This window comes from Sorangium sp. So ce176, assembly GCF_051519835.1.
GTDB classification, from domain to species: domain Bacteria; phylum Myxococcota_A; class Polyangia; order Polyangiales; family Polyangiaceae; genus Sorangium; species Sorangium cellulosum_G.
Map to the genome: position 1 here is coordinate 9,235,969 of NZ_CP150371.1, position 17,564 is coordinate 9,253,532.

Below are 17,564 nucleotides of genomic sequence, written 5' to 3' on the forward strand. Positions count from 1 at the left end.
GCCGCGTCACGTGAGGTTCACGTGAGGATCGGCCGGATCCCGCTGCTCGGCTCGGTCGCCGCCGACTCGAAGATCGCGTCGATGATCAGCCGGCGCGCCGCATCGTCGCCCGCCTCCCAGCGGTCGAGGCGCACAAGCGAGGCGGGCGCCTGGCGGATCACCGCGTCGAACGACTCCGCGTCGAAGCGGTACAGCTCCTCCGCGACGACGATGGCGTAGGGCTGCGACGCGGCGATCGTCGGCCGGAGCGAGCGCAGATCACACTCGCGCACAGCGACCCCGAGCCGGGCCCCTACCTCCCGGCACACGGCGACGAACTCGGCAGGACAGCCTGCCACGATCACGAGAGGGATGGGCGGAGCGCTCGGGACCACGGCCTTGCGCGGCTTCGTACCGTCCTCCATACGCGGCTCAGGGTAGGCCATGACCGGAGTACGCCGGCAAGGGAATTGTTTCGCCGAGCACCACGGCGCGCGGCGCGGCGCGGGCACCTGCTGCGCTCAGCGCACCCCGGCGCTCGGCTGGACGTGCCACCCGCGGCCCTCCTCCGCGCCGACGAAGCGGATCCGCCCGGACCGCTCCATGTCGTCGACCAGCTCCTCCGCCTCGAGCTGCGAGATGTCGATACGGCCGCAGAGCACGTCCCGGAACTGCGTCTTGCCCTGCACGTAGTCGGCGTCGATCAGCGGGCCGAGCGTGGCCACGAGGATCTCGGCCGCCAGGTCCAGCGCCAGCACGGGCGTGAACACGGCGTCGTCTGTCGTCCGGACGCTCTCGTCCGTCGTCTGGACCGCCGCGTCGCCCATCGCGACGCTCTCGTCCTCGGTGATGATGGTGCCGTACTCGATGGTGCTCGGATCGTCCGTCATTCCTCCACCTCGCCCACGCTCCAACCGGGCCCGGAGACCGCGCCCGCGTCAGGCTCTCTCCCACGCCCATGGGGCGCGGGAGCGCCAGGCGGAAGCCGGTCCCGCGAACGCGCCGCCGGAGAAGTCGCGCCTGGCCTCGATTTCAGGCAGCAACCGGCGGAGAGATCAGGGAAGCTACCCGCCGGGGGGACCCCGATCCCCGAGGTCATGATGTCGTCCCCCGAGGACTCCCACGCACGCCCCAGCCGCATGGGGATCGCGCGCACCCCGCTCCCCCGCGCGCAGGGGCTGATCGCGTTCCAGCTCGTCGGCCGGGTGCTCCTCCACGCGATCCTCGTCGGCGTGGCGGCCGGCATCGTCGGCTCGCTCTTCTTCGCCGCCCTCGAGCTCGCCGAGCACGAGCTCCTCCTCTCGCTCACCGGCTACGTGCCGCTCCGCGCGAAGGGCGAGTCGGTGTTCCGGGGCGCGTACTCCGGGCCGTTCCGGCCCTGGCTCGTCTGCATCCTGCCCGCGCTCGGCGCCCTCGTGGGCGGGCTGCTCACGGCGAGGCTCGCGCCGGAGACGCGCGGCGGCGGCAGCGACGCCTTCATCGCCGCGTTCCACCACAACGCCGGCAACATGCGCAGGCGCGTGCCGGTGGTGAAGGCGCTCGCCGCCATCTTCACCCTCGGCAGCGGCGGCTCCGGCGGGCGCGAGGGGCCGACAATGCAGATCGGCGGCGCGATCGGCTCGATCATCGGGCGCGCCCTGCGCGTGGGCGCGCGCGAGCGGCGGATCCTGCTCATCGCGGGCGCGGCCGCGGGCATGTCCGCCGTGTTCCGGACGCCGCTCGGGGCCGCGCTCCTCGCCGTCGAGGTGCTGCACCGCGACGACTTCGAGGCCGACGCGCTCGTCCCGTCCATCCTCGCGAGCGTCGTCTCGTACTCCGTCTTCATCTATTTCTTCGGCGAGTCGACCCTGTTCGCGCACGCGCCGCGCTACCCGTTCATCCCGGGCCACCTCCCCCTCTACGCCGCGCTCGCGCTCGTCGTCTCGCTGGTGGCCACCGTGTTCCTCCGGACGATGCACGCCGTGGAGCACGCGGTGCACCAGATCCGGCTGCCGATCTGGGCGAAGCCGGCGCTCGGCGGCCTCGCGCTCGGCGCGCTCGTGACGCCGCTGCTCATGCTCCTCGGGCCGCGCTTCGACCGGCCGGGGCAGGGCTTCGGGATGCTCGGCGCGGGCTACGGGGCGGCCCAGATCGCGATCACCGGCGCCTCGTGGATGCCGAGCGGGTGGACGGCCGTGCAGCTCCTGCTCGTGGTGCTCGCCACGAAGATCGTCGCGACGTCGCTCACCGTGGGCTCGGGCGGCTGCGCGGGCGACTTCGGCCCGTCGCTCGTGCTCGGCGCGCTCACGGGCGGGGCCTTCGGGCGCGCGGCGGAGCTGCTCCTCAACGACCCGCGCATCGATCCCGGCGCCTTCGCGCTCGTCGGGATGGGCACGTTCTACGGCGGCATCGCGCACGTGCCGATCGCCTCGCTCGTCATGGTCTGCGAGCTCGCCGGCAGCTACGACCTCCTGGTGCCGCTCATGCTGTGCGAGGGCATCGCCTTCGTCGCGCTCCGGCACAGCACCCTGTACCGCGCCCAGGTCGCGACGAAGCGCGAGTCCCCGGCGCACCGGGACGAGCTCATCGTCGACGTGCTCCGCAGCATCCGCGTCGCCGACATCGTCATCCGCAGCCGCCCGTTCGTGTCGTTCGACCCGCGGACGCCCGCCGCGAGCGTCGTCGAGCGCATCGCGGCCTGCGAGTGGCAGGACACGTTCCCCGTGCTCTCCGACGACGGCAAGGTCATCGGCACCATCGACGCCGAGATCCTCCGCGCCGCGGCGATGAGCCCCGAGCTCTCGGGGCTCGCGATCGCGCACGACATGATGGCGATCCCCGCCTCGGTCAGCGAGACGGAGGACCTGCACGGCGCGCTGCGGGTGCTGCTGGAGCACGGCGTGCGCGAGCTGCTGGTCACCGACGCCGACGGCAAGATCGTCGGCATCCTCGACGAGTCCGACGTCACCCGCGCTTACCACGAGGCGACCGAGCAGCTCGAAGGCGTGGCGCCGTAGGCGCCGCGCCCGCTGGCCCCCGCGCGGCGCGACGCTCGAAAAAAGCAAGCTTTCGGCGCCCGCGCGCCCGTCCACGAACGCCCGTGCTTCACGAATGCACGCGCGCGGCTGTCCCGGTCACGCGTCGCGCGGCCCGCCGGTCGACCGCATGAACGGGCGCGGGGATCGAGCGCGCGGCCGTCGCCCGGTTTCGGGAGTCTCCTGAGGTACCAATCTTGGATTCCACGCAGCGACGGAACGAGAGGTGTGGGGGATACTCTGGTTCATCCCTGGAATTCGGTCCGGAGAGCGCGCAGGGGAGAGGTTCATGCTGGTCGATACGCTCGGAGGTCGGACGGTGCGGCGCAACGCAGAGGTACGAACACGCTCGAGCGCGCCGAACAGCCGCGCCAAGCTGGTGGTGGTCGTCGACGACGAGCCAAGCATCCAGGAGGTCGTGAGCATGATCCTGGAGAGCGAGGGCGGCTACGAGGTGCGCTGCGTATCGAACGGCGAGGAGGCGCTCGCGCTCCTCGACCAGATCGCGCCGCCGGATCTGCTCGTCGTCGACATCATGATGCCGGTGATGGACGGCTGGGGCCTGCTCACGGCGCTCCGGCACAACGAGAAGACGGCGCGTATACCGGTTATTGTTTCATCCGCGTCTTCAAAACATGACGCGACGAGCCTCGGTGTCGCTCGCGTGCTCCCGAAGCCCATCGACTACGACGCGTTTCTGGCCGCTGTCGACGAGCTCACCCGCTGCCGCGAGCGTCAGGCCCTCGACGCCGAGTGACGCCGCCGCTCACCGCCACGGGCCCATGGACCTCGAGGGCCTCAAGGCGGTAGCTTCGCTCCAGTGTTGTTAGAGACCCCGGGTGCCGGCCTCTTCGCCGGCTACACACCAGTCCCCGGCGCCTACGACGAGCTGTTCGGTCCAGACGGCGCCCCTCGACCCGAGTTTCTGCGCACGGCGACGCTCCTCGGCGCGTTCGCGCCGGACGAGTTCGCGCGCGCGCAGCAGCTCGCGGAGCTCGCCCTGCTCAACCAGGGCGTCACGTTCTCGGTCTACGCGGATCAGCGCGGCGCGGAGAAGATCTTCCCGCTCTGCCTCATCCCCCGGATGCTCTCCGCCGCGGACTGGGCCCACATGGAGCGGGGCCTCGAGCAGCGGGTGCGCGCGCTCGGCCTGTTCCTCGACGACATCTACGGCGAGCAGCGCATCCTCCAGCACGAGCGCGTCCCCCGCGATCTCGTGCTCGGCTCGGGGCAGTACCTGAAGCAGGCCCACGGCCTGCGGCCCCCGGGCGGCGTGCGCATCCACATCGCGGGCGTCGACGTCATCCGCGACCCGACCGGCACCTTCCGCGTGCTCGAGGACAACCTCCGCACGCCGTCCGGCGTCTCCTACGTCCTCGAGAACCGCCTCATCAGCAAGCGCGTGCTGCCGCACCTGCTCGACAAGGGGCGCGTCCAGCGGGTCGACCATTACCCGGCCCGGCTCGCCGAGACGCTGCGCTCGGTCTCGCCCGTGGCCCCGGGCGCCACGAGCGCCGTCGTGCTCACGCCGGGGCCGTACAACTCAGCGTATTTCGAGCACAGCTTCCTCGCGCGCACGATGGGGCTCGAGCTCGTGCAGGCCCCCGACCTCTTCGTCGATCAGGACCAGGTCTTCGTCCGGACGACGCGCGGCCCGCGCCGGGTCCACGTGATCTACCGCCGCATCGACGAGGCGTTCCTCGACCCCGAGGCCTTCCGGCCCGACAGCCTGCTCGGCGTGCGCGGCCTGATGCGCGCCTACGCCGCCGGCAACGTCGCGCTCGCGAACGCGCCCGGCAACGGCGTGGCCGACGACAAGGCCGTGTACCCGTTCGTGCCGGAGATGATCCGCTATTACCTCGGCGAGGAGCCGATCCTCGAGCAGGTCCCCACTTACCTCTGCATGCGCGACGACGACCGCCGCTACGTGATCGAGCACCTCGACGAGCTGGTCGTCAAGGCGGTGGACGAGGCCGGCGGCTACGGCATGCTCATGGGGCCGCAGTCGACAGCGGCGCAGCGCGAGGAGTTCCGCACGCGCATCGAGGCGACGCCGCGCCGCTACATCGCGCAGCACCGGGTCGAGCTCTCGACGAGCCCCACGTGGGACCCCGCCGTCAGGGCCGCTGTCCCGCGCCGGCTCGACCTCCGCCCCTACGTGCTCACCGGCCGCGACGGCTCGTGGGCGCTGCCCGGCGGGCTCACGCGCGTCGCGCTCGTGGCCGGCTCCTACGTCGTCAACTCAAGCCAGGGCGGGGGCTCGAAGGACACGTGGGTCCTGAACAGCCCCTCCGACGGCGCGCAGCGGGTCCCGTCGGTCGGCGCCGCGGACCCGGCCCCCGGGGCCGCGAGCAACGACCGCAACGACCGCAACGACCGCAACGACCCACCAAGCGCGCCGCCCCCGTCCGACCCCCCGGAGGCGCTGTGATCTCCCGCGTCGCTGACCATTGCTTCTGGCTCGGCCGCTACCTCGAGCGGACCGAGAGCGTGGCCCGGATCCTCGCCGTCACGCAGAACCTCGCGCTCGACGCCGAGCTCCCGGCGCACCAGTGCTGGATGCCTGTCGTCATCGTGGCCGGGCAGAAGGAGCACTTCATCGCCCAGCACGGCGAGGAGGCCGCGGCCGACGGCGAGCTCGTGCAGCGCTACATGAGCGTCGACGACGACAACCCGACGAGCCTCTGCCGGTCGAGCTCCGCGGCGCGCTGGAACGCGCGGTCGATCCGCGAGGTCGTCAGCCTCGAGGCGTGGGAGACCACCAACGAGCTCCACCTCTGGATCAACAGCGAGCAGGCGCGCGAGGAGTTCAGGTCGAGCCGCTACGCCTTCTACCGGCGCGTCCGGCACCTCACGCAGCTCTGCCTCGGGCTCACCCAGAGCACGATGCTCCACGACACGCCGCTCGACTTCATCTGGCTCGGCGTGCTGCTCGAGCGCGTCGGGCAGACGGCGCGCACGCTCGACGTCCACCACCACGCCCTCACCCACCTGGCGCCGCCGCTCTCGGAGCGGAACGGCCAGGCCCAGGGCGCGGTGCGCCGGCGGCACCGCGTCGTCGAGACGGCGCTCTGGCTCTCGCTGCTCCGCGCCTGCTCGGGGTTCGAGCCGTTCATGAAGCTGAACCAGGGTCAGGTGACCCCGCAGGCGGTCGCACAGTTCCTCCTCTACGAGCCGCGCTTCCCGCGCTCGATCCGGCACTGCGTGCACGCGGCGTTCGCGCGGCTCTGCGAGATCCGCCCGCCGGAGAGCGCGACGCTCCCCGGGGGCGCGTGCCTGGAGCGGCTGCACCTGCTGCACCAGTGGGTCGCCGACAGGGCGGCCGAGCCGTTCGATTCCCTCTCGGTGCACGCGGCGCTCACGCACGTGGTCGACGAGACATCGACGATCTGCGACGGTATTGGCCGCGAGCTGCTCGGTTACGGGCCGCCCGACAGCCATCCACCCGCGACGAGCCAGTAGCCGGACCCGCCAGATCCCTCCATGCCGAACCTCCTCGCGATGTCGTTCGAGGGCGAGCTCGCCCCGTGCTTCGATCTCACCTGCCTGCGCCCCGGGGGCAGGCTGCCGGACGGCTGGGGCATCGGCTACTACCCGGGGGGCGAGCCGAGCGCCACGGTGCTCAAGGAGCCGGCGCCGCCGCAGGGGAGCATCCGCAGCGAGCTCGTGAAGGCGTGGGAGCACCTCGAGTCGTCGCTGCTGGTGCTGCACATCCGCACGGCGACGTGGGGGAGCATCAACGACGCGAACACGCAGCCGTTCAGCCGGAGCTGGGGCGGGCGCGACTGGCTGTTCGCGCACAGCGGCAGCCTGGTCGACCGGATCGAGGTCGACCCGAAGTCGCTCTTCCAGCCCGTGGGCTCGACGGACACGGAGCTCATCCTGTGCGAGCTCCTGCGCTGGATGGCGTCCGAGGACCTGCGGAGCATCGGCGACATCGATCCGCGGGTGCTGCGCGACTGGTTCGACGAGATGAACGAGCACGGCCCGCTCACCTCGGTCCTGTCCGACGGCCGGGACCTCGTCGTCTACGCGGACCGGGATCGCGAGGGGGACGCGTTCCTCTGGGAGGTGCTGCCGCCGTACGAGCGCCTCGCGTTCGGGGACGACGACCTCGAGGTCGATCTCACCAAGCGGGGCGTCAAGAGCCGCAAGGGCGTCATCGTCTCGTCGGAGGAGCTCAAGGTCCACGCCGGCGCGCAGCCGGCGACGTGGACGCGCGTGTCGCCGGGCCACCTCGTGGTGCTGCGCCAGGGCGCGCTCCGGGCCACCGCGTCGCCGAGCACCGACAGGCGCAGGTCGTCGCCCTCGACGCCGCCGACGTCGTCGCGCCCGGTCCGCCGGCCGACGCACGCCTCGATTCGCCGCTTCCAGGTGGTGCACCGCACGGCGTACCGCTACGCGACAGCGGTGGAGCGCAGCACGCACCTCTTGCGGCTGACGCCCGCGCACGACCGGCTGCAGACGGTGCTGCACAACGAGATCGACATCTCGGTCGAGGGCAAGCAGCGCGAGTACGACGACGTCTTCGGCAACCGCGCGCGGCGGGTGCTGCTCGAGACGCCGTTCAAGGAGCTCGTCATCGAGTCGAGGTCGCAGGTGGAGCTGCTCGACACCGATCCGCTGAGCTTCCGCCCGCTGCGCGCCCGGTCGACGATCCCGCTCGTGTGGATGCCCTGGCAGCGCCAGGTCTTGCAGCCGTTCCTCCTGCCGCCGGAGCTCGCGGAGAGCGAGCTCGCGGAGCTCAGCGAGTACGCGATGACCTTCGTGGAGCGGAACGACTACGACCTGCTCGACACGCTGCTCGACCTGAACGCGTCGATCTTCCAGGAGTACGAGTACAAGCAGGGGGCGACCAACCTGTCCACGACGGCGTTCGACGTGTACGCGAACCGCCGCGGCGTGTGCCAGGACTTCACGAACCTGTTCATCTGCCTGACGCGGCTGCTCGGCGTGCCGTCGCGCTACGTGTGCGGGTACATCTACACGGGGCCGAAGCACGAGAACCAGCGGCAGAGCGAGGCGTCGCACGCCTGGGTCCAGGTGTACCTGCCGGAGATCGGGTGGAAGGGCTTCGATCCGACGAACGGGATCCTGACGCAGACCGATCACATCCGCGTGGCGGTCGGCCGCAACTACGTGGACGCGACGCCGACCTCGGGCACCATCTTCGTGGGGGGCGGGGCAGAGCGCCTCGAGGTCGACGTGCGGGTCGAGCCGATCGACTGAGCGGGAGGGCCGCTCAGGGCCGCGTGGCGATCCAGTAGAGGAGCGCCGTGCGGCTGAGCCCGTTGTCGAGCTCGGTCAGCGCCTGCGCCTCCTCCCAGGCCGCCTCCTTGTCGATGACCGCGTGCGCCGCGGTCAGGAAGGCCTTCCAGGGCTCCTCCGCCTGCTCCGCGGCGTCCGACATCGCCGGCCACGCGTCCTGGATCCACTCCTTGGAGAGGAGCGACTCCGAGATGGGCGTGATCGGGAGCATCTGGATGCCATAGACGTACTCGGGATTGGCCCCGAACCAGGTGGAGAAGTCGGCCTTGGTCGACCAGAGGACGCCGACGGCGCCGTTGTCCTTGAACGGCACGTCATAGATGGTGCTGTTCGACGTGATCTGCCAGTAGGTCTGCGCGGAGGCCGTCTCCACCGCGAGGAGCAGCCGGCCGATGTTCATCACGTCTTCGTCGCCGAGCGCCTCACCGAGGAGCTTCATGCTGTACCAGGCGTTGACGGCCTCGGACGTGGACTCCTGGTTGCGGCCGTCCGCGAACGGGAACAGCCCGGAGGCCCAGGAGTGGCCCCGGAACCAGTCCATGTTGCGGAACGGCGTGAAATGCTCGTCCTTGGTGCTCGGGTTCGCGATGTCGCGGACGAGCCACAGCACCTTGTCGGCGTAGCTGTCGCGCCAGTTCTCATCGCCCTTCGCCAGCACGGCCGCCGCATAGAGGAAGTAGCCGTAGTGGAAGTGGTGATCGTTGTAATACGCCTGGCCGAAGTCGGCGGTCTCGTCCTCCAGGCCCTTCGTCGTCACGATGCCGCCCCAGGTCGAGTCGTAGACGAAGGGGTTCTCGTTCGTGCCGTTGAGCCACGGGTTGATGAGCGACTTGAGCCGCGCCCTGAGCTCCTCGGCGAGGTCCGCCTTGCCGACAACCTCGGCGATCTGCGCGAGGCGCGCGAGCTTCGCGAGCTCCTTGCCCCCGAAATAGGGGTCTGAGCCGACGACATTCGCGTCGGGCGTGAACCCCCGCTCGTCCTCGAGCGCCTCGACGATGGCCTCTCCCCACTGGTCCGAGACGCGGCGCGGCGCGTCCCAGCCGATCGCGCTGAGCGGGTACACGAGCTCCCACTCCGCCCCGGAGACGGCCTTCATGTCGCCGATCACGGTCGGGTACGAGAGGTCCGCCGTCGTCGCCTTCTCGAGGCGCTCGAGGTGGTGCGGCAGGGCCATGGTGAGGAGATCGCCCTCGCCCTTCGTCTTCCAGACGAAGCGCAGCGAGGCGGTGTCCTCGATGATCGACGCCTTGATGTCGCCGCCGACCGGGATGACGCCGGCGTGCTCGTCGAGCACGGCCGCGGCGTTCGGCCCGGGCACGATCGCCACGCGGAGCGACCCCACGTAGGGCTCCGCCGCGTTCATCACGATGGCGTCCCACTCGAGGGTGATGGCGGGAGACGCATAGAGGACCCACGTCTGGCCGTTGTTGAGCGAGATCTCGAATCGATCGCCCGTGACCTTGGTGGGGCTCGTGGAGTCGCCGTTCACCGCGGTGAACGCCACGCCGTCGCCGGCGCGCACGGAGGGGGTGAGCCCGTCGTACATGGCCGTCACGTACGGCATCCCGTACACGATGGGCGCCGCCATGGTGCCGCCCTGCGCCGCCCATTCCACGGTGACCGAGAGGAGGTCGGACGACCGGACGGCGTGGCCCGTGACCGCCTGGCGCACGGTGAGGCCGAGCTGCGACGCGTCGGCCGACGTGACGGACGTGCTGTTCACCGTGATGGCCGGCCGGGAGATCGACAGCCCCTGTCCGAGCGCCTTGAGGTCGTAGGGCGCGGCGTTGATCCGCTGGTCGCCGTCGCCGAGCGCGAAGTTCATCCAGGTGGCGTTCGTGGGGAGCGGGGTGTCCAGCTCGCTCAGGACGTCGCCCGGCTCGAGCGGGTGCGGCGCCTCCGTGAAGCCCGGCTCCGCCCCCGGCAGCGGCCTGTCACGGTCGAGCTCCCACACCTTGATCTCCTCGCCGCCGGCGCCGCCGGCGCCGCCGCCGCCGCCGGCCCCGCCGCCGCCCTCGTTGTGGGGCACCGGGGGCGGCGGGGGGTCGTCCCCGCCGCAGGCGACGATCGCGCCGAGGCAACTCAGCAGGGTAAACGTCCTTACCATCGGATGCTTTAGAATCATGATCTGGCTCCCTCGCTCCAGCGCTCATCGCTCCACCTGACGTGAGGCGAGTCGAGGGATGAGCCCTGGTGTCGTGGTAATTTCATCGATCTACAAGAAACGGTGCAAGATTCTTTCACGAAGCGCGGGGCCCGTCCAGCCCGGAGGACGCGCAGGCGGTCGCGCGGGATGCCCTCGCGACGGCCTCAATCAGGCGATCGCCGCGCGCGTTCACGAGTACGCCGTGAGTCGGCTGCGTGGTTGTCCGCCCGTCCGGGCGGCCGTTATCGGGGCTTGGCAACGGGCTTTGCCGGCGCCTTCACCGCGCCTCTCTTCGCAGGCGCCTTGGCCGCGGTCTTCGCGGGCTCGGGCGCGCCGCCGCCGCGCACGAGCGCGAGCACCGCGTCCGCGTGGCCGTCGACCTTCACGCCGCTGAAGATGTGCTTCACCGTGCGGTCGGGGCCGATGATGAAGGTGCTCCGGATCGTGCCCATCACCTTCTTGCCATACATCGTCTTCTCGCCGTAGGCGCTGTAGGCCTCGTGCGCGGTGAGATCCGGATCGCTGAGCAGCGTCACCCCGAGATCGTATTTGGCCCTGAACTTCCGGTGGCGCTCGACCGAGTCGCGCGAGACGCCGAGCACCACGGCGCCGGCCTCGGTGAACGCGTGGAGGGCCTCGGAGAACGCCTGCGCCTCCCGCGTGCAGCCGGGCGTGTCGTCCTTTGGATAGAAGTAGAGGACGACCGTCTTGCCCGGAAAATCGGCGAGGCTCACCGTCTCGCCGCCGTCGCTCTCGAGAGAGAAATCCGGGGCACGATCGCCTGCATTCAACATCGCTCGCTCGCTCCTTGTCCGTCCGGAGGCGAGGAGGACTGCCCCCCTCCCCCCGCGGGGCGAGCACGATACACGGGCCGTCGCCGGCGCACCACAAGGCGTCGGCCTGGCGCGCGGGCCCGAGCCGGCGAGTCGACCCCCCCGGCCCCGGCAGGGCGGCGAGCACTCAGGGCCAGCCCGGATCCGGCTCGGGCGGGGCATGAATCCCGTCCCAGAGCGCCCGCACGGCGTGGGCGGGCCACGCGTCCCTGAGCCGCGGCCGCCCTGCGACGCCGCGCGCGGCGTCGCAGGGCAGCCGCGAGCCGTCGTGCGGGTGCCGCCGCGCCCAGTCGTACATCGCGTCGCGCGTCGCGCGGTCGGCCATGGCCTCGAAGATCCGCATCCCGGCGCGGATGCGCCGCCCGAGGATCGCGAAGCCGCCGACCTGGATCGACGCCTGCGTGCACGGCAGCACGACAGGGGCCTCCTGCCCGAGCGCCTCGGCGAGCGCGACGAGCGCCCGCGCGGTCGGGAACCGGGGGTGGTGCACGACGCGGCGCTCGATGAAGTTCTGCTCGTTCGTCACGAGGTCTCGCACGAGCGCGCGCTCGAGGGCGTGGTGCGGCTGGCCGGCCCGCCGCGCGCCCTCGTGCCGGGCCCACGCCTCGCGGACGAAACGCGAGCACCGGCCGGGCGCGAGATCGGCGCTCCGGCCGAGCAGGTGGTGGAGCACATGATACCAGGCGTCGAAGAAGATGAGGTGATTGGCGCGCTCCAGGAAGAGGAAGAGCTCTCGCAGCGCGGCCGGGGCGATCACGCCGTCGCCGCGGTCGAGGACGACCGCGACGTCGGTCATCAGGGCGCCCGCGTTGCGCGACACGAGGTGCGCCATGAGCAGCCAGGGCAGATCCGGCGGATGGGCGCGGGTGAGCGCATAGAGCTCGAGGTAGCTCTCCGTGCGGGTCACATTGTCGAGGTTTCGCTCGTCGAGCTCGGCGAGCAGCGCCGTGAGGCGCGCCACGCCGGCGCGGCCCGGCGCTTCCGAGCACACCGTCTCAGCCATGCCAGGGCGGCTTTGCACGAGCCCGGCCATGGAGAATTCAAGGCTTTCCGCGTTCTCTCCGCGCGCCCTGTGAAACGGCGCGAGCTGTCGTGAACTGTGAGGGACCGCGCAGGCGGCGGGGCGTCCTGGGCCGGCTTGCCCCCACAGGTCAACCGAGGTACCAAAGGCACATTCGTGAGACGCCCTCGACGGCGTCATCGAATGAGACGGCGCCGGCGCCGCTGGAGGAAATCATGACCCTACCCGTCCCCGTGTACATCGTCGCAGCGGCCCGGACGCCGATCGGCGCGTTCCAGGGCGCGCTCTCCCCCTTGCCCGCCCCGCGGCTGGGCGAGGTCGCCATCCGGGCGGCCCTTGAGCGGGCCAAGCTCTCTCCGGACGCCATCGAGGAGGTCTTCCTGGGCAACGTCCTCTCCGCGGGCGTCGGGCAGGCCCCCGCCCGGCAGGCCGCCATCTACGCCGGCATCCCGAGCAAGGTCCCGGCGACAACGGTGAGCAAGGTCTGCGGCTCGGGGCTCCAGGCCGTCATCTTCGGCGCCAAGACGGTGGCGCTCGGCGACGCGGACGTGGTGGTCGCCGGCGGCATGGAGTCGATGTCGAACGTGCCCTACTACCTGCCGCAGGCGCGCACCGGCTACCGCATGGGCGACGGCAAGCTCGTGGACGGCATGATCCATGACGGCCTCTGGGACCCGTACGGCAACTTCCACATGGGCACCGCGGGCGAGGCGTGCGCCAGGGAGCACGGCTTCTCGCGCGAGGCGCAGGACGAGTATGCGAGGGAGAGCTTCCGCCGGGCGCTCGCCGCGCAGCGCGAGGGGCTCTTCGCCGCGGAGATCGCGCCGGTCTCCGTCCCGCAGAAGAAGGGCGACGCCGTTGTCGTGAGGGACGACGAGGGGCCGCCGGCCGGCAAGCCCGAGAAGTTCGCGTCGCTGAAGCCCGCGTTCCAGAAGGACGGGACGATCACCGCGGCCAACGCCTCGTCGATCAACGACGGCGCGAGCGCGCTCGTCCTGGCGAGCGAGCGGGCGGTCAAGGAGCACAAGCTGACGCCGCTCGCGCGGATCGTCGGCTACGGCGGCGCCGCGCAGGCGCCCGAGTGGTTCACGACGGCGCCGGCCGCGGCGATCGCGAACACGACGAAGAAGCTCGGGCTCACCGCGGACACGATCGACCTGTTCGAGGTGAACGAGGCGTTCGCGGTGGTGGCGCTCGCCGTGAACAAGCTCGCCGGGATCGACGCCCAGAAGGTGAACGTCCGCGGCGGCGCGGTCGCGCTCGGCCACCCGATCGGCGCGAGCGGCGCCCGCATCCTGACCACGCTGCTCTTCGCGATGAAGGACCGGAACGCGAAGCGCGGCCTGGCGACGCTCTGCATCGGCGGCGGCGAGGCGCTGGCCGTCGTCGTCGAGCGGTGATCCGGCCGCGACGTGTCGCGCTCCGCGCGGGTGACGTGCGCGACGTCGAGGCCTTCGCCGCGCGCACGCCGACCTTGCCCCCCGCCACGCACACGAACAGCTACGCGCTCGGCGGCCGCGAGGTGCTGCTCGTCGAGCCGGCCACGCCGTACGAGGACGAGCGCCGCGAGTGGCTCGCGTGGGCGCGCGGCTTCGCCGCCCAGGGGCGGACGATCGCGGCGATCGCGGTGACCCACCACCACGCCGACCACGTCGGGGGCGCGCGCTTCTTCGCGGCCGAGCTCGGCGTGCCGGTCTGGGCCCACGCCGAGGCGGCCCCGCGCCTGCCCGGCGTGCCGATCGCGCGCCGGCTGGCCGACGGCGACGTCGTGCGGCTCGGCGGGCCGGAGCCGATGGAGATCCGCGTGCTCCACACGCCGGGGCACGCGCCCGATCACCTCTGCTTCCTCGACGAGGCGCAAGGCGCCCTGGTCTGCGGCGACATGGTGGCCGGCGTGGGGACGATCCTGATCGACCCACGGGAGGGCGACATGGCGGTGTACCTGGCGCAGCTCGAGCGGCTCGCGGCGCTCGGCGCCCGGGTCGTGCTGCCCGCGCACGGCGCGCCGATCGAGGAGCCCGAGGCGCTGTTCCGGCGGTATGTCGCGCACCGGATGGGAAGGGAGCAGCGGGTGCTCGAGGCGCTCGAGGGGGCCGGCGAGGGGGGCGCGGCGCTCGAGGGGCTCCTGCCGGTCGCCTATGCGGACACGGCGCCGGCGATCTGGCCGCTCGCGCGGCTGAGCCTGGAGGCGCACCTCGTGAAGCTGGAGCGCGAGGGGCGCGCTGCGCGGCGCGAGGATCGATGGCGGCGGGCGTCGGGGAACGACGCCTGACCTTCCTGCGCGCAGGCTCCGCGTTTCGCCCGCTGCGCCGCTTCCGCGTCTTCCCTGCCGTCCGACGTCTCGCCGGGCGCCAGGGGCCTCGACGTCGACGCGGGCTTCGGCTTCGTGGGTGCGGCGCGCGCTCCCTCTGGCCGGCTGCAGGCGCCGTGTCGGCCCGTCTGGAGCCGCGGCGCCGCAGGACTACAGGCCCGTGTGAGCCCCGGTGATCCAGACGGTCGCGTGGGAGTCGTCGGACTGCTTGGCCCAGGTGCGAACGCGGTACTTGGCCGTCGCGACCTGCTGCGCAGTCCCGTAGTTCTCGTGGTAGTAGAGGAACGCCGGGGTCGAGCAGTGCCCGCGGCCGGTGATCGGGTTGTCCCAGACCCACGCGCCCGCCTGCTCCTTGTACGTGAGCTGCACGAACTGGCCCGTGGCCGAGTCCCAGCGCTGCACGCGCGTCGCCATCCTGGTGTTCGCGCAGTCGCTCATCGCCTGCGACGCGCCGCTCCACGAGGTGGAAGAGGAAGACCAGAAGGACGGCTGCACGGTGAAGCTGTACGTCTCCGGGATCTGGTGCTGGTAATAGCTGGGCACAGGGAAGTCCACGATCGTCGTCGCGCGATCTTGCCCGCTGGCCGGACAGATGCTGTCAATCCACTGGTAGGAGCGGGTGTACGACTCGCTTGCTCCGACCTCGGTGAGCTGCGCGCTGGTGAAGTTCGGGAGGGTCCCCGTCGCGCACGGGTCAGGGTTTCCCCCGAGCGCCTCGGCGCCCTCCGCCGTGTCTTCATCTCCGAGGCTGCCGTCATCGGCCACCACGCAGCCCGTGACCATCGAGAAGGTGATGAGACCGAGACCGACATGATATGCAGCAATCTTCATGGTGCGACTCCCTGGGTAGGCCGGCCTCTCCGGCCGCGCCCGTGCCCGACCAAGGAGCAGGGAGCATGCCCACGACGATCCGCTGCGCGTCCCCGAGCGTTCGACGCGCTCGCGGCGCAAACTCGCGATGCGGGCCCTGGAGCCGGCCGCCGCTCGCCCCGGCGATGGAGGCTGCAGCCTCCTCCATCGCCAGGGCGACGGAGGCTCGCGCCTCCACCCCGGCGAGGCCCCTGATCCCGTGGACGTGGACGAGAGCGGGCGCGGCCCGCCGTCGCCAACAGGTTGACGCGTGGAACCCCGCGACCTCGACCGCTTCACCGAACAGCACGTGAAGGGAGCACGGAGAGGGGCATCTCGACGTATGCCTGCTTCGGTGAGCGTCCTGGCGCGCACGGCCCCGTCGCGGTTGACGCCGAGGATCAACGCCGGCTACGCTGCCTACCCGCGATGAACCGGGGAGGGACAGGCGGGGAACGCGGATGGGTTGGCGAGCGGAACACCAGATCTTGACCGACGCGGGCGTCACGGTTGCGCCCGGTTTGACGGAAGCCGAGCTCGACCGAGCCGAGTCCGTCATCGGCGCCAGGTTTCCGCCGGATCTGCGCTCCTTCCTTTCGGAAGGCCTCCCGGTCGGCGGGCGCTTTCCCGACTGGCGGGGGCCAGACTCGACGGATATCCGTCGGCAGCTCGACTGGCCATTCGAAGGCATGGCGTTCGATATCGGCAACAACGCGTTCTGGTTGGACGCGTGGGGCGCTCGGCCCTCGGAGCTGCAGGAGGCGATACGGATCGCGCGGGCCATCGTCGCGGAGGCGCCCCGCCTGATTCCGATCGCGGGACACCGCTACATTCCGGCGGAGCCAGCGCTCGCCGGAAACCCCATATTTTCAGTCTACCAGACCGACATCATTTACTACGGCAGCGAGCTGGCAACGTACCTGCGGCACGAATTTCATCGGATACCTCACGTCGACGCCGTCCGCGAAGGAACGCGCAGGATCCGGTTCTGGAGCGAGCTTGTGGATGCCAACGAATAGCGGACCGCCCAGCATGGCGTTGCGGCGAAGGGGCTTGTCGCGCCGGCCTCGCCGTCGCGCTGGCGCTCGCAACGGAACGCCGGCGCCTTGAGCAGGCGCATGGCCCCGACGTTGGCTGCAGAAGTGTCGCGCCTCCATGAGGCAGCGTGGAGGGATCCAGCGCAGTGGACGTCCGCGCTCGACCGGGCTGAGCGCCTGCTGCGTGCACACCTCGAAGCGGAACCGGACTGCATCGATGCCTTGACGTCGCTCGGCGCCGTGCTGTCCGACGCGGGGCGGCACAGCGAGGCGCTGACAGAGCTGCGACGTGCCGAGCGACTCGGGTCCGCCGACGCGAACACGTACCACAACCTGGCCGTCGCCATGATGAACACGAGCGAGCGCGGCAAAGCACGCGATTACTTCAAGCAGGCCGCTCTGCTCCAAGCGGGGGCAAGCACCCTGCAGGCCTACTTCGATCCGCACGGACATTGACGGGAGCGCATCGGACCGCGCCCTGCGAAGCCGCAACAGCCCGCGAAGGCGGACGGCGTGCTTCGGCGATCGGTACCCAGAAGCGGCCTTCAGAAGCGCAGGCCCAGATCGAGCGCTGCCGCCGCGTAGACGTTGCTCTCGTCGACGACCTCGTACAGCTGGACAGAGCTGCCACCCGGCAGATCGTCGATGCGGGCCGCGAGCTGGAAGGCGTACCCGGCGCTCACGCTGCCGTCGACGTAGAAGCTGCTGAAAGGCAAGCCATACCCCGCCTCGATGTGCGGCACGCCGTAGAACGAGCGCGCCACCGTGCGCTCCGCCGGGAGCTCGACGTTGGTGCGCAAGAGCTCGGCCGCGACGCCCAGGTGCAGGCCGCGCTGCGCGGGCTGAAGGTAATAGCGCCCGCGCAGCGCGACCCCATAGCTGAAAGCGAACGACCACTCCTCCTCGAGGAACAACGCGCGGCTCAGCAGACCCCAGTGGAAGACGCGCGCGCTCGCGCCCACCGTCCAGCGCTCACCGCCGAGCTCCGCGCCCACGCGCGGGCCGAACAACAAGAACCCCGCAGGGTCCACGAACGCCGAGCCGAGCACCGCGCGCTCGGGTTGGGTGAGACATGCTCCCCCTCTGTGCCAACGTCCAGGCAACCT

General features: G+C 71.2%; 16 protein-coding genes. 9 read left to right on the forward strand and 7 right to left on the reverse strand.

Annotation, left to right across the window (positions count from 1 at the left end):
• Nucleotides 1-17 precede the first annotated feature (17 nt).
• Together WMF42_RS34955 and WMF42_RS34960 are read right to left on the reverse strand one after the other, a co-directional pair.
• Nucleotides 18-404, reverse strand: a complete 387-nt coding sequence (locus WMF42_RS34955) for a hypothetical protein (RefSeq protein ID WP_061611587.1) — start codon at nucleotides 402-404, stop codon at nucleotides 18-20.
• 96 nt (nucleotides 405-500) lie between these two features.
• Complete coding sequence (locus WMF42_RS34960; RefSeq protein ID WP_434042950.1) at nucleotides 501-869, reverse strand: hypothetical protein; 369 nt, start codon at nucleotides 867-869, stop codon at nucleotides 501-503.
• Nucleotides 870-1,076: 207 nt separating this feature from the next.
• Between WMF42_RS34960 and WMF42_RS34965 the strand changes: the two genes are divergently transcribed.
• The 5 genes from WMF42_RS34965 to WMF42_RS34985 all read left to right on the forward strand — a co-directional run bounded on the left by WMF42_RS34965 (nucleotide 1,077) and on the right by WMF42_RS34985 (nucleotide 8,222).
• The gene (locus tag WMF42_RS34965; RefSeq protein WP_233562366.1) at nucleotides 1,077-2,975 is read left to right on the forward strand and encodes a chloride channel protein; all 1,899 of its coding nucleotides are present in this window, start codon (nucleotides 1,077-1,079) and stop codon (nucleotides 2,973-2,975) included.
• A gap of 307 nt (nucleotides 2,976-3,282) precedes the next feature.
• Complete coding sequence (locus WMF42_RS34970) at nucleotides 3,283-3,750, forward strand: response regulator (RefSeq protein WP_061611585.1); 468 nt, start codon at nucleotides 3,283-3,285, stop codon at nucleotides 3,748-3,750.
• A gap of 63 nt (nucleotides 3,751-3,813) precedes the next feature.
• On the forward strand, nucleotides 3,814-5,424 hold the full coding sequence (locus WMF42_RS34975) for a circularly permuted type 2 ATP-grasp protein (RefSeq protein WP_437687334.1): 1,611 nt from the start codon (nucleotides 3,814-3,816) through the stop codon (nucleotides 5,422-5,424).
• A complete protein-coding gene (locus tag WMF42_RS34980) occupies nucleotides 5,421-6,455 on the forward strand; it encodes an alpha-E domain-containing protein (protein ID WP_437687336.1) in 1,035 nt (344 codons plus the stop codon). The genes WMF42_RS34975 and WMF42_RS34980 overlap by 4 nt, the downstream gene beginning before the upstream one ends.
• Nucleotides 6,456-6,476: 21 nt before the next feature.
• A complete protein-coding gene (locus tag WMF42_RS34985; protein ID WP_061611582.1) occupies nucleotides 6,477-8,222 on the forward strand; it encodes a class II glutamine amidotransferase in 1,746 nt (581 codons plus the stop codon).
• Nucleotides 8,223-8,235: 13 nt separating this feature from the next.
• Here WMF42_RS34985 and WMF42_RS34990 read toward each other — a convergent pair whose 3' ends face one another.
• The 3 genes from WMF42_RS34990 to WMF42_RS35000 all read right to left on the reverse strand — a co-directional run bounded on the left by WMF42_RS34990 (nucleotide 8,236) and on the right by WMF42_RS35000 (nucleotide 12,243).
• Nucleotides 8,236-10,368 (reverse strand): glucan endo-1,3-beta-D-glucosidase, encoded by a 2,133-nt coding sequence (locus WMF42_RS34990; RefSeq protein ID WP_437687339.1) that lies wholly within the window; start codon nucleotides 10,366-10,368, stop codon nucleotides 8,236-8,238.
• A 281-nt stretch (nucleotides 10,369-10,649) separates the two neighbouring features.
• On the reverse strand, nucleotides 10,650-11,201 hold the full coding sequence (locus WMF42_RS34995; protein WP_061611580.1) for a peroxiredoxin: 552 nt from the start codon (nucleotides 11,199-11,201) through the stop codon (nucleotides 10,650-10,652).
• A gap of 166 nt (nucleotides 11,202-11,367) precedes the next feature.
• Complete coding sequence (locus WMF42_RS35000; protein WP_437687342.1) at nucleotides 11,368-12,243, reverse strand: DUF2515 family protein; 876 nt, start codon at nucleotides 12,241-12,243, stop codon at nucleotides 11,368-11,370.
• A gap of 233 nt (nucleotides 12,244-12,476) precedes the next feature.
• Between WMF42_RS35000 and WMF42_RS35005 the strand changes: the two genes are divergently transcribed.
• A complete protein-coding gene (locus WMF42_RS35005) occupies nucleotides 12,477-13,661 on the forward strand; it encodes a thiolase family protein (protein ID WP_437687344.1) in 1,185 nt (394 codons plus the stop codon).
• Nucleotides 13,662-13,696: 35 nt separating this feature from the next.
• Nucleotides 13,697-14,533 (forward strand): MBL fold metallo-hydrolase, encoded by an 837-nt coding sequence (locus WMF42_RS35010; protein ID WP_437687346.1) that lies wholly within the window; start codon nucleotides 13,697-13,699, stop codon nucleotides 14,531-14,533.
• Nucleotides 14,534-14,722: 189 nt separating this feature from the next.
• Here WMF42_RS35010 and WMF42_RS35015 read toward each other — a convergent pair whose 3' ends face one another.
• Nucleotides 14,723-15,403 carry a hypothetical protein gene (locus WMF42_RS35015; protein WP_437687348.1) on the reverse strand — a complete coding sequence of 227 codons (681 nt, stop codon included), beginning with the start codon at nucleotides 15,401-15,403 and terminating at the stop codon, nucleotides 14,723-14,725.
• Nucleotides 15,404-15,909: 506 nt separating this feature from the next.
• Here WMF42_RS35015 and WMF42_RS35020 point away from each other — a divergent pair.
• Together WMF42_RS35020 and WMF42_RS35025 are read left to right on the forward strand one after the other, a co-directional pair.
• Nucleotides 15,910-16,440 (forward strand): SMI1/KNR4 family protein, encoded by a 531-nt coding sequence (locus WMF42_RS35020; RefSeq protein ID WP_155798861.1) that lies wholly within the window; start codon nucleotides 15,910-15,912, stop codon nucleotides 16,438-16,440.
• A 99-nt stretch (nucleotides 16,441-16,539) separates the two neighbouring features.
• On the forward strand, nucleotides 16,540-16,914 hold the full coding sequence (locus WMF42_RS35025; protein ID WP_437687350.1) for a UDP-N-acetylglucosamine-peptide N-acetylglucosaminyltransferase: 375 nt from the start codon (nucleotides 16,540-16,542) through the stop codon (nucleotides 16,912-16,914).
• An 89-nt stretch (nucleotides 16,915-17,003) separates the two neighbouring features.
• Here WMF42_RS35025 and WMF42_RS35030 read toward each other — a convergent pair whose 3' ends face one another.
• Nucleotides 17,004-17,507 (reverse strand): hypothetical protein, encoded by a 504-nt coding sequence (locus WMF42_RS35030; RefSeq protein ID WP_437687351.1) that lies wholly within the window; start codon nucleotides 17,505-17,507, stop codon nucleotides 17,004-17,006.
• Nucleotides 17,508-17,564: the final 57 nt, after the last annotated feature.